Origin of the sequence: Fictibacillus phosphorivorans (assembly GCF_001629705.1) — a bacterium.
GTDB classification, from domain to species: Bacteria; Bacillota; Bacilli; order Bacillales; family Fictibacillaceae; genus Fictibacillus; species Fictibacillus phosphorivorans_A.
The window spans coordinates 2,781,384-2,793,356 of record NZ_CP015378.1 but is presented as its reverse complement, the minus strand read 5'-3'; the positions used below and the strand labels follow the sequence as shown (position 1 = coordinate 2,793,356).

Genomic DNA, 11,973 nt, shown 5'->3' with positions numbered 1-11,973 from the left:
GACCGAATAAATTCGGTCTTTTTTATGTATTATGCGATTGCTTTTAGAATGACTCCGATGGCGAAGATTACCGTAAAGAATCCAAACGATACAACAAAACCCATACCGGAATCAATAAGGTCGTTACGCTTACTCTGTACATCTTTTTCGAAATGGTTCATGTGACAACCCTCCTAATCCATCCTTAGTATACGTTATCAATTTTAAAAAATCCATACTGAAAATGCTTTCTTTTACGTGTTTTATCTAAAACTTACCAAAGATGAGATTCGTTGTCACCAATATTTTTAAAATGCATAGGATATCCTATTAAAGCTAGCCTTAAACGATTATATCGTTTTGGTGTTAGTGTTTATCATAAATGAAGGAACAGACATGCGCTGTTCCTTCTTTTGCTTGCAAATGCACTTAGTTCCTCATAGGATAAGAGATAGAGGTGAAAAAGGTGCTTACTGTAGATACGTTAAAAAAGAAAATAAAAAACAATGAAACATCCCCGGTCTATCTGATCTGGGGAACCGAAATTTATTTAGCAGAAGAAGCGATACAAACTATATCAGGCCTTTTGTCTCCCGACGAAAAGGACTTTAACTTAAGTGTACATAATCTGGACGAAATCTCTGTACAAGAGATTATTGAAGACGCAGAAACGATGCCTTTCTTGGGAGATCGCCGCGTCGTCGTAATAAAAAACGCAAATTTCCTAACAGCTGCAAAAGATAAATCAAAGATCGAACACGACTTCAAAGCATTTGAACAGTACATACAAAACCCTGCAGAATATACAACGTTAGTCATCGTAGTTCCCCATGAAAAACTAGATGAACGCAAGAAAATAGTAAAATTGGTAAAAGCACAATCTGAAATGATTCAGGTTTCAGAACTTAGTAACGATACGGCAGAAAAATGGCTACATAAGGAAGCTTCGAACTTAGAGGTATCCATTGATGTAGAAGCGGTTCAACTTCTTCTTTCAAGATTAGGAACGCGTATGGCAGTATTGGCAAAAGAAATGGAAAAAATGGCTCTTTTTGTAGGTGTGAATGGTGTAATTACGAAGGATACTGTAGATACATTAGTAGCAAGAACTCTAGAAGATGATGTCTTTGCATTAGTCGATCATGTGGTGCATAAACGAACAGAACAAGCGCTAAGAAGTTTTTATGATCTCATGAAACAAAATCAGGAGCCGATACAGATTCATGCTTTGATCACTAGGCAATTTCGAATGATAAATGGCGTCAAAGAACTGCAAAAGAAAGGATATGGAGAAAAGCAAATCGCTTCTTCTCTTAAACTGCATCCTTACGCAGTAAAGCTAGCGGCAAAACATGCGAATCGATTTCAAGAAGTTTTTCTTAGGAACTGTCTGAATGAATTTGCTGAAACAGATTATAAATTAAAAACGGGACAGATGGACAAAACACTTTTACTAGAGTTAGAGATCGTGAAGCTCTCACAAGGCTCATAAAAGGGAACGTCACTTGATGAGACTCAAGAATCTAAAAGGTGAGAGTAACGACATATTGTACAGAATTCAAAAAAATCCAGCTCCTCTATAAAAGGGGAGCTGGATTTTTAACATTTTGTGCAAAATAAAAAAACGACCTATTGGTGTAAGGCCGTTTTTCGGGTTTCATCCTTCAATTTATGCGTTAACACCGTTTAAAGCCTTAGCAAGACGAGACTTTTGGCGAGAAGCTGCATTTTTGTGGATAAGTCCTTTGTTTGCTGCTTTGTCAATCTTCTTAGAAGCAGTAACAAAAGCTGCTTGAGCACCTTCTGCATTGTTTGAAGCTGCAAGTGCTTCAAAGTTTTTGATAGCAGTACGCATGCCAGACTTTAGTGAAGCGTTGTGTGCACGACGCTTTTCGTTAGTTTTTACACGTTTAATCGCTGATTTAATATTAGCCAATCCATTCACCTCCCTAAATGAACCATGAGCAACAAAATTACTTTCCGTTGCAAAAAATAGGACACAAAGTATTCTATCAAAATCGCCTTCTAAATGCAATACAAGAATGAAAAGGAAGAGTTGCGGCAAAAATAATACAAAGGAAGGTGGTAGATTATGGGTAAGGATTTGGACCTCTCAGCCTATTCAGTGCGAACAGATCTGGCGATAGAAGCGCACGATATGCTATTGAAAGAAGATGAAGTTGTAAATAAAAGTACACTTGAAGGTGTCATCATACATGAAAAAGATAGGGACGGAATCAAGATCGTTAGAGTGGAGATCGATGAAAAGGGAGCGGAGACTACCGGGAAAAAAGCGGGCGTATATGTCACTTTCGAGGTTCAAGGAATCCGTGAAAAAGATTCAAAGCTACAAGAACGCGTGCAAGAAGTTTTTGCACATGATTTTAATCGTTTCTTAAAAGAACAAGGCATCAAGCAGGACGATACTTGTCTGGTTGTAGGGTTGGGTAATTGGAATGTAACTCCTGATTCTCTTGGTCCATTGGTTGTTGAAAATCTGACCATCACAAAGCATCTTTTCGAGTTAGCTCCTGAAAACGTCGAAGAAGGATTTCGTCCAGTCTGTGCGATATCACCAGGAGTCATGGGCATTACAGGTATTGAGACGAGTGATATCATCGATGGGATCGTGAAAAAAGCAAATCCGGATTTTGTAATCGCAATCGATGCTCTAGCATCCCGTTCAATCGAACGGGTGAACGCCACGATCCAAGTTTCAAATACTGGTATCCATCCGGGGTCGGGGGTTGGAAACAAGCGTAAAGAACTTAGCAAAGAAACGTTAGGGATACCGGTTATCTCTATCGGAATTCCTACAGTAGTCGATGCGGCTACGATTACGAGTGATACGATTGATTTTATTCTAAAGCACCTTGGACGTGAGATGAGTGAGAAGGATAAACCTTCTAAGTCCCTTTTACCAGCGGGTATGACATTCGGTGAAAAGAAAGTACTTACAGATGATGATCTGCCTGATGAAGGTCATCGTAAATCGTTCTTGGGAATTGTTGGGGTACTTGAAGAAGATGAAAAACTTAGGTTGATCCGAGAAGTACTTGCTCCAATCGGGCATAATTTGATGGTTACACCGAAAGAGGTGGATGTGTTTATTGAGGACATGGCCAACGTATTAGCGAATGGTCTGAACACGGCTCTTCATGGAGGCATCGATCAAGGAAATACTTCTTCTTATACGCATTAAAATGTAGGCATGTTTGGACAAGCTTGTGCATAAATTTAAATCGTATATCCCCGTATGGAGGAATGATCATGACAAAATTTATGTTAAAGTGTTTCGGACTGGTAACTATTCTTTTATTTGGGGTTTTATTTGGTATTCAAAAAGCGCATTTCGAGATGGATGAGCTTAAAGGAACTTCGCTAGAAAGTGTTGAATCGAACTCGACTCCTTCTAACGAGCAAAAAGAATCGAAACAGAACTCTGCTTCCGTAACAAGTCATGATATTAAAGCAAAACAAGAAACATTAAGTAAAATAGATTCGTTCAATGTATTTTCTGCGCTTGGGCAAAGACTCACGTCATGGATCTCTTCAGCTTTTGGGGTCATGATTTCGATATTTGGTGTTATTATTAGTGAGATGTTAGCTGTGTTTTCACCCTAGGACCATAAAGGATTCTTTCCTTTATTGGTTCTTTTTATTTGGGTGACTTCCATCTTAGCGCATAAAGAATTTGATAAACCTCAAAACGAACAGAACAATATTTTAGGTAAAAGTTACTGCAAACTTAAAACATAGCTTCACCCTATTTTTTAGGTTGTGATTGAAACGGATACTTTGTATTGCTATAATCAAAGCTAGTGACTTTTCCTAAAATTGTAGGAGTGAACGTATAATGAACAGAGAAGAAAAATTAAAAAGACAAGCTAAGATTAGAAATTTCTCCATAATTGCTCATATTGACCATGGGAAATCTACTTTAGCGGACAGAATTTTGGAAGAAACGAGTGCACTAACACAGCGTGAGATGAAAGAGCAGCTGTTAGACTCAATGGATCTTGAACGTGAACGTGGAATAACGATTAAATTAAATGCTGTACAGCTGCAATATAAAGCAAAAGACGGTGAGATTTATACGTTCCACTTAATTGATACCCCAGGACACGTAGACTTTACATACGAAGTGTCTAGAAGCTTAGCAGCCTGCGAGGGAGCATTACTTATCGTAGATGCTGCTCAAGGAATCGAAGCACAGACGTTAGCGAACGTTTACTTGGCTCTTGAGAATGACCTAGAGATCCTGCCGGTTATCAACAAGATTGATCTTCCGAGTGCAGAGCCTGAACGAGTGCGTCAGGAGATCGAGGATGTTATCGGTTTGGATGCTTCAGAGGCAGTACTTGCTTCAGCAAAAGCAGGTATTGGTATTCAAGATATTTTAGAACAGATCGTAGCAAAAGTTCCAGCACCACCTGGGGATCCAGAAGGACCGCTAAAAGCGCTTATCTTTGACTCTCTTTATGATCCTTATCGAGGCGTAGTAACGTATATTCGTGTGGCAGAAGGAACGGTTAAAGTCGGCGATAAGATTAAGATGATGGCGACAGGTAAAGAATTTGAAGTGCTTGAACTCGGAGTGTTCACCCCTAAAGCGGTACAAAAAGACTTCTTAACGGTTGGAGATGTAGGTTTCTTAACGGCTTCGATCAAAAATGTTGGAGACACACAAGTCGGGGATACGATCACGAGCGCAGTTAAAGGTGCATCAGAGCCTCTACCTGGTTATAGAAAGATGAACCCTATGGTTTACTGCGGATTATATCCAGTAGACACAGCGAAATATAACGATCTTCGTGAAGCTTTAGAACGACTTGTGCTAAATGATTCTGCTCTTCAATATGAGCCTGAAACCTCTCAAGCTCTTGGGTTTGGTTTCCGTTGCGGATTCTTAGGATTGCTTCATATGGAGATCATCCAAGAACGTATCGAGCGAGAGTTTAACATCGACTTGATCGCGACAGCTCCGAGTGTTATCTACAATGTTACGATGACAGATGGAGAAAAAATCATTGTTGATAACCCAGCTAACATGCCAGAAGCTCAAAAGATTTCTGTTGTAGAAGAACCGTATGTTAAAGCATCTATCATGACACCGAACGATTATGTTGGTACGATTATGGAGATCTGTCAAAAGAAACGTGGTATCTTCATGACGATGGATTATTTAGAAAACAACCGTGTAAATGTTCTCTATGAAATCCCTCTTTCTGAGATCGTGTATGATTTCTTTGATCAATTAAAATCGAGCACGAAGGGGTACGCATCTCTTGACTACGAACTGATCGGTTATAAGCCATCTAAACTGGTTAAAATGGAAATATTATTAAACAATGAAAAGATCGACGCATTATCGGTAATCGTTCATAAAGATTTTGCATATGAGCGAGGAAAGGTAGTGGTTGAGAAGCTTAAAGAGCTTATCCCGCGTCAACAGTTTGAAGTACCGATTCAAGCGGCAATCGGACAAAAAATCGTGGCACGTTCAAACATTAAAGCATTGCGTAAGAACGTATTGGCAAAATGTTACGGTGGAGACATCTCCCGTAAGCGTAAGCTTTTAGATAAGCAAAAAGAAGGTAAGAAGCGTATGAAGACGATCGGTCGAGTAGACGTTCCTCAAGAAGCGTTTATGGCTGTTCTTCGTATGGATGATACAAATAATAACAACAAATAAAAAGTAACTTAAGACCGCGAAGGCAATTCTAGCGGTCTTTCCTAATTTATGAGACAAAAAGGCGGTGAACAACTTGCTTAAAGCTGCATATCTGCATATCCCATTCTGTGTACAAATTTGTCACTATTGTGATTTTAACAAGATATTTATTCATCAGCAGCCAGTAGATGAGTATTTGCAATCTATGAAAAAAGAAATGATTCATACTACGACGAGGTTCAAGAATTATGAGATGGAAACCATCTTCGTAGGTGGTGGAACACCAACCGCTTTGAGCGAACAACAGCTGCAAACGTTTTTGGGTGATGTGAATGAAGTGCTCGGTAACAGATCTCTAATAGAATTTACGGTTGAAGCGAACCCAGAGCAGACAACAAAAGAAAAGATCGCAGTATTAAAAGCGAATGGAGTTAACCGGTTAAGTGTTGGTGTTCAGGCTTTTCAATCTTCCTTGCTAAAAAAGTTAGGAAGAACACATAACAAAGAAGATATCTATTCTACGGTTGCAGAGGCAAAAAAAGCAGGCATTGATAACATGTCGATCGATCTCATGTTTGGATTGCCCGGCCAAACGATGGAAATGTTTAAGGAATCGGTAGATGAAGCATTAGCATTAGATGTTCCTCACATTTCTTCTTATTCGCTGCAGATTGAAAAGAAAACCGTTTTCTATAACTTGGCTCAAAAAGGCAAGTTGGTTCTTCCAGAACAGGAGCTTGAAGCTGCGATGTATGAGTATTTAATCGAGGCTCTTGATAAAAAAGGATTCAAACAATATGAGATCAGCAATTTTGCAATTCCGGGGTTTGAGAGTAAGCATAATCTCCAATACTGGAATAATAACGAATATTTTGGCATAGGTGCTGGAGCTCATAGTTACGTAGAAGGAACAAGAAGAAGAAATGCAGGTCCCTTAAAACAATATATGAACTTGATCGAGGAACATGGTTTTCCGTATATTGAAGAACATCAAGTTCCACTATCTGAAAAGATGGAAGAAGAAATGTTCATGGGTCTTCGTAAAGGGGAAGGTGTTTCTGATGCAACTTTTATGAGTCGATATGGTAGATCCATGTTTGATATCTATAAAGAACCTATTCAAAGACTCATTCAAAAAGGTTGGCTTGAACAAAGAGAAGACACTCTCGTTTTAACAAAGGATGGAAGACCTTTAGGTAACGAAGTCTTTCAAGAATTTATTGGTGTAGTTTTAGATTGACAACGGAGAGTACCTTTTGGTAACTTATATTATAGATTTAGCACTCGCTGTTTAAGAGTGCTAACAAGTGGGGTGATGGTATGTTAACGGAACGACAACTCTTTATTCTTCGTGTTTTAATAGATGACTATATTAAGCATGTTGAGCCTGTAGGTTCCCGTACGATCTCTAAACGAGAGGACATTACCTACAGTCCCGCAACGATTCGAAACGAACTTGCGGACTTGGAGGATCTTGGCTTTCTAGAGAAAACCCATACATCATCTGGTAGAATACCATCTGAAAAAGGATATCGATTTTACGTGGACCACTTACTTCCTTCTCTATCTATGAAAGAAAGTGAGATTGGCCACTCAGAACTCTTATTTACAGAAAAGGTGCAAGAAGCAGAGGCGTTATTCGATCAATCAGCTAAGATTCTATCAGATCTGACAAACTATACATCTGTTGTGTTAGGACCTAACGCATTAGATATGAAGTTGAAGCATATGCAGATCATTCCGATCTCTTCCCAAGTGGCAGTTGCGATTTTTGTGACGAACACAGGGCATGTTGAGAACAGACAGATTGTGCTGCCTGATACAATTGAACCTTCAGAACTAGAAAAACTTGTGAATATTCTAAACGAAAGACTTGCAGGTGTTCGATTGATAGAATTGAACACACGTATACAAAAAGAACTTTCGGCGGTGTTTAAAAAGCATCTTAAAGATTATCAAAACATGTGTGTTTTCTTAGATCAGCTTCTTCTATGGAGCAAGAAGGAAAAGCTTTTTTATGGCGGGAAGACAAATATGCTTTCACAGCCGGAATTTAGAGATTTAGATAAAGTTAGACCGCTTCTAGATTTTCTAGAAACGCGTGATTTGATGGAAAAGCTTGTGTCATCGACACAAAAAGGGCTGACCATAAGAATCGGTACAGAGAACGAACACGAAGCGATGAAAAACTGCAGTGTGATCAATGCCTCTTATACGATGCATGGTAAACATATAGGTACGATCTCATTAATCGGTCCAACCAGAATGGAATATCAGAAGGTCATTTCTTTACTAGATTCATTATCAAAGGAAATGACGAACCGATTAAACGATTTTTCAAATTAGTGGATTATTTTAGGGAGGTGAAAGCATGAACAAAGAGGACATCACTCAAGATCAAACTCAAACTGATGTGAATGAAGAAGTAACAGAAACAGAAGAAGTTGTTGTTGAAGAAGTAGAACCTGCTTCAGAAGAAACTCTTACTGAAGAACAACAGCGCATCTCAGAGCTAGAAGCAAAGCTTGAGGAAGCAAGCCAAAAGAATCTTCGCCTTCAAGCGGATTATGATAATTTCCGCCGCAGAACGAGAGAAGAGCAGGCAGCGAGCCTTAAATATAAATCTCAAAGTCTTCTTGAACAGTTATTACCTGCACTTGATAACTTTGAGCGTGCTTTGAAGACTGAAGCTACAAACGATCAGACTAAAACCCTTATTCAAGGTATGGAAATGGTCTATCGTCAATTAGCAGATGCATTGAAACAAGAAGGTCTGACAGAAATTCCGTCTGTAGGTCAAACGTTTGACCCGAACCTGCATCAAGCAGTTATGCAAGTGGAGGATTCTGAATCAGAGTCCAATACAGTTATTGAGGAACTGCAAAAAGGTTATATGTTAAAAGATCGAGTTATTCGACCTGCAATGGTTAAAGTAAACGCGTAGATAAAACTACATATGAATGATGGAGGGAAAAAACATGAGTAAAATCATCGGTATTGACTTAGGTACAACAAACTCTTGTGTAGCTGTTATGGAAGGTGGAGAAGCGGTAGTAATTCCAAACCCGGAAGGTAACCGTACGACACCATCTGTTGTAGCGTTTAAAGATGGAGACCGTTCCGTTGGAGAAGTAGCTAAACGCCAAGCTGTAACGAACCCGAACACGATCATGTCGATCAAACGTTACATGGGAACAGATCACAAAGAAACAGTTGAAGGTAAAGACTATACACCACAAGAGATCTCTGCGATCATCTTGCAAAAGTTAAAGTCTCATGCTGAAGACTATCTTGGAGAAAAAGTTGAAAGAGCGGTAATTACCGTTCCGGCTTATTTCAATGATGCACAACGTCAAGCTACTAAAGACGCTGGACAGATCGCTGGACTTCAAGTTGAGCGTATCGTAAACGAGCCTACAGCAGCAGCTCTAGCTTATGGTCTTGAAAAAGACGAAGATCAAACAATCCTAGTATTTGACCTTGGTGGCGGTACGTTTGATGTATCTATCCTTGAACTAGGCGATGGATTCTTCGAAGTAAAAGCAACATCTGGTGATAACAAGCTTGGTGGAGATGATTTTGACCAAGTGATCATCGACCACTTAGTTAGCGAATTCAAAAAAGAGAACGGTATCGATCTTTCTCAAGACAAGATGGCATTACAACGTTTAAAAGATGCTGCAGAGAAAGCAAAGAAAGACCTTTCTGGTGTAACAACTACACAAATTTCATTACCGTTCATCACAGCTGATGCTTCTGGACCTAAGCACTTGGAATTAAACTTATCTCGTGCGAAATTTGAAGATCTTTCTTCAGAATTAGTTGAGCGTACGATGGGACCTACTCGCAGAGCACTTCAAGATGCTGGAATGTCACCTTCTGACCTTGACAAAGTAATTCTTGTTGGTGGATCTACTCGTATCCCAGCTGTACAAGAAGCAATCAAGAAATTTACTGGCAAAGAGCCGCATAAAGGAGTAAATCCTGATGAAGTTGTTGCTCTTGGTGCTGCTATTCAAGGTGGAGTACTTGCTGGAGATGTGAAAGATGTTGTTCTTCTTGACGTAACACCACTTTCATTAGGTATTGAAACGATGGGTGGCGTGTTTACTCGATTGATCGATCGTAACACGACGATTCCAACTTCAAAATCTCAAACGTTCTCAACGGCTGCTGATAATCAAACATCTGTTGATATCCATGTTCTTCAAGGAGAGCGTGAGATGGCAGCACACAATAAAACGCTTGGAAGATTCCAGTTATCTGAGATCCCACCAGCACCACGTGGAGTACCTCAAATCGAAGTAAGCTTTGACATCGATGCGAACGGTATTGTAAACGTACGTGCTAAAGATCTAGGAACGAACAAAGAGCAATCCATCACGATTAAATCTTCTACAGGTCTTTCTGATGAAGAGATCGATCGTATGGTAAAAGACGCTGAAGAAAATGCGGAAGCAGATAAGAAGAAACGTGAAGAGATCGACACTAGAAACGAAGCAGATCAGCTTGTGTTCACAGTTGATAAAACGTTAAAAGACCTTGAAGGCAAAGTTGACGAAGCTGAAGTGAAAAAAGCTGAAGAAGCGAAAGAGAGCTTGAAAAAGGCTCTTGAAGGTGACGATATCGAAGCGATCAAGAAAGAAAAAGACGCTTTAAGCGAAATCGTTCAACAACTTTCTGTAAAACTTTATGAGCAAGCAGCTCAACAAGCTCAAGCTCAACAAGGTGATGCAGAAGGACAATCAACGAAGAACGATGACAACATCGTTGACGCTGATTATGAAGAAGTAAACGACGACAAAAAGTAACACTTAGCAGATAAAAGTCAAAGTCAGGTCCTCTTGACTTTGACTTTTTTTCTGAGTTGAAGATGACAACATCGGACTTAAGACCGTAACAAAACCTTTGCACTTTTCGTCTTGAGTCAGGTGGTATTCAATGGTAAGATAACTTTTATGTGAGAATTCGGGAGTGTCCTATATGAGTAAACGAGATTATTACGAAGTACTTGGATTAGATAAAAATGCCTCAAACGATGAGGTGAAAAAAGCATACCGTAAACTTGCCAGAAAGTATCACCCAGATGTTAATAAAGAGGCAGATGCGGAAAATAAATTTAAAGAAGTAAAAGATGCATATGAAACACTAAGTGATCCTCAGAAGAAAGCGCATTATGATCAATTTGGCCATACCGATCCGAACCAAGGATTTGGTGGTGGAGGAGCTGGTTTTGATGGCTTTGGTGATATTTTTGATATGTTTTTTGGTGGAGGAGGAGGTCGCAGAAATCCAAACGGTCCTCGTCAAGGAAACGATCTTCAGTTTGGACTTAGACTTTCTTTTGAAGAAGCGGTTTTCGGTAAAGAAACTGAAATTCAGATTCCAACAGAAGAGTCTTGTGAAACGTGTCATGGTTCAGGAGCTAAGCCAGGAACGAAGCCTGAAACATGTTCGCATTGTAACGGTAGTGGCCAGCTGAACGTTGAGCAGAATACGCCGTTCGGTCGAATTGTTAATCGCCGAGTATGTAATCACTGTAGTGGAAAAGGGAAGATCATAAAAGAAAAATGTAAGACGTGTCATGGAAATGGGAAAGTACGCAAGAACAAGAAGCTTTCTGTTAAAGTGCCAGCTGGTGTCGATAACGGACAGCAGATCCGTATGTCTGGACATGGTGAAGCAGGAGTGAACGGCGGTCCTGCAGGTGATCTCTACGTGGTCTTCCAAGTGGCTGATCATGAGTTCTTCGAGCGTGATGGAGATGACATCCTTTGCGAGATGCCGTTAACGTTCTCTCAAGCGGCACTAGGTGATGAGATTGAAGTTCCAACATTGTACGGTAAAGTTAAGCTGAAGATTCCAGCAGGTACACAAACCGGAACTCATTTCCGCTTAAGAGGAAAAGGTGTTAAAAACGTTCACGGAAGAGGTCAAGGTGACCAACATATCCAGATCAAAGTCATTACACCGAAAAATCTAACAGAAAAACAAAAACAGCTTCTACGCGACTTCTCAGAAATCAGCGGAAGCATGCCAGATGAACAACAAGATGGATTTTTCGACAAAGTCAAACGCGCATTTAAAGGCGAGTAAAATAAGTTGTTCCTACATGCATTAAATAAGCTTTCATAATTCTCTTTCTAAAGCCTGTTGTTTTGTATGTATTAACATCTTTAGCAGGTTGATTGTAACGGAAGGTGGCGAGACTCCTGCGGGACTGGCGGTCAGGTGAGACCTTTAACGGCGCAAAGCGGCAAAGGGCTCACTGCCTGTCCCGCGGAAATCGAGCCACATGGAGTGGAAATCAACCACTCACA

The 11,973-nt window shown here is 39.9% G+C and carries 11 protein-coding genes; 9 read left to right on the top strand and 2 right to left on the bottom strand.

The features are described from left to right. Positions 1-29: 29 nt before the first annotated feature. Complete coding sequence (locus ABE65_RS21585; RefSeq protein ID WP_082820577.1) at positions 30-161, bottom strand: YqzM family protein; 132 nt, start codon at positions 159-161, stop codon at positions 30-32. A 284-nt stretch (positions 162-445) separates the two neighbouring features. Here ABE65_RS21585 and holA point away from each other — a divergent pair, with 284 nt between their 5' ends. Then, complete coding sequence (holA, locus tag ABE65_RS14485) at positions 446-1,471, top strand: DNA polymerase III subunit delta (RefSeq protein ID WP_082861444.1); 1,026 nt, start codon at positions 446-448, stop codon at positions 1,469-1,471. 177 nt (positions 1,472-1,648) lie between these two features. Here the strand turns inward: holA and rpsT are convergent, their stop codons facing one another. Beyond that, positions 1,649-1,915, bottom strand: a complete 267-nt coding sequence (rpsT, locus tag ABE65_RS14480; RefSeq protein WP_066291124.1) for a 30S ribosomal protein S20 — start codon at positions 1,913-1,915, stop codon at positions 1,649-1,651. A 156-nt stretch (positions 1,916-2,071) separates the two neighbouring features. Between rpsT and gpr the strand changes: the two genes are divergently transcribed. The 8 genes from gpr to dnaJ all read left to right on the top strand — a co-directional run bounded on the left by gpr (position 2,072) and on the right by dnaJ (position 11,749). Continuing rightward, on the top strand, positions 2,072-3,181 hold the full coding sequence (gpr, locus tag ABE65_RS14475; protein WP_066396323.1) for a GPR endopeptidase: 1,110 nt from the start codon (positions 2,072-2,074) through the stop codon (positions 3,179-3,181). A gap of 68 nt (positions 3,182-3,249) precedes the next feature. Beyond that, complete coding sequence (locus tag ABE65_RS14470) at positions 3,250-3,603, top strand: DUF3679 domain-containing protein (protein WP_066396320.1); 354 nt, start codon at positions 3,250-3,252, stop codon at positions 3,601-3,603. 232 nt (positions 3,604-3,835) lie between these two features. After that, positions 3,836-5,674 (top strand): translation elongation factor 4, encoded by a 1,839-nt coding sequence (lepA, locus tag ABE65_RS14465; protein WP_066396318.1) that lies wholly within the window; start codon positions 3,836-3,838, stop codon positions 5,672-5,674. Positions 5,675-5,747: 73 nt separating this feature from the next. Next, entirely contained in the window at positions 5,748-6,893 is a 1,146-nt protein-coding gene (gene hemW, locus ABE65_RS14460) for a radical SAM family heme chaperone HemW (RefSeq protein WP_066396312.1), read from the top strand. An 80-nt stretch (positions 6,894-6,973) separates the two neighbouring features. Further along, entirely contained in the window at positions 6,974-7,999 is a 1,026-nt protein-coding gene (gene hrcA / locus ABE65_RS14455; RefSeq protein WP_066396310.1) for a heat-inducible transcriptional repressor HrcA, read from the top strand. 25 nt (positions 8,000-8,024) lie between these two features. Then, on the top strand, positions 8,025-8,597 hold the full coding sequence (gene grpE, locus ABE65_RS14450) for a nucleotide exchange factor GrpE (protein ID WP_066396308.1): 573 nt from the start codon (positions 8,025-8,027) through the stop codon (positions 8,595-8,597). 34 nt (positions 8,598-8,631) lie between these two features. After that, positions 8,632-10,464 carry a molecular chaperone DnaK gene (dnaK, locus tag ABE65_RS14445; RefSeq protein ID WP_066396306.1) on the top strand — a complete coding sequence of 611 codons (1,833 nt, stop codon included), beginning with the start codon at positions 8,632-8,634 and terminating at the stop codon, positions 10,462-10,464. A gap of 172 nt (positions 10,465-10,636) precedes the next feature. Next, positions 10,637-11,749, top strand: a complete 1,113-nt coding sequence (gene dnaJ, locus ABE65_RS14440) for a molecular chaperone DnaJ (protein WP_066396303.1) — start codon at positions 10,637-10,639, stop codon at positions 11,747-11,749. Positions 11,750-11,973 lie beyond the last annotated feature (224 nt).

What these genes read in the sequence shown, in the direction of transcription:
- ABE65_RS21585 (WP_082820577.1), bottom strand. Translation starts at nt 161, where the DNA reads ATGAACCATTTCGAAAAAGATGTACAGAGTAAGCGTAACGACCTTATT.
- gpr (WP_066396323.1), top strand. Translation starts at nt 2,072, where the DNA reads ATGGGTAAGGATTTGGACCTCTCAGCCTATTCAGTGCGAACAGATCTG.
- ABE65_RS14470 (WP_066396320.1), top strand. Translation starts at nt 3,250, where the DNA reads ATGACAAAATTTATGTTAAAGTGTTTCGGACTGGTAACTATTCTTTTA.
- lepA (WP_066396318.1), top strand. Translation starts at nt 3,836, where the DNA reads ATGAACAGAGAAGAAAAATTAAAAAGACAAGCTAAGATTAGAAATTTC.
- hrcA (WP_066396310.1), top strand. Translation starts at nt 6,974, where the DNA reads ATGTTAACGGAACGACAACTCTTTATTCTTCGTGTTTTAATAGATGAC.
- grpE (WP_066396308.1), top strand. Translation starts at nt 8,025, where the DNA reads ATGAACAAAGAGGACATCACTCAAGATCAAACTCAAACTGATGTGAAT.
- dnaK (WP_066396306.1), top strand. Translation starts at nt 8,632, where the DNA reads ATGAGTAAAATCATCGGTATTGACTTAGGTACAACAAACTCTTGTGTA.
- dnaJ (WP_066396303.1), top strand. Translation starts at nt 10,637, where the DNA reads ATGAGTAAACGAGATTATTACGAAGTACTTGGATTAGATAAAAATGCC.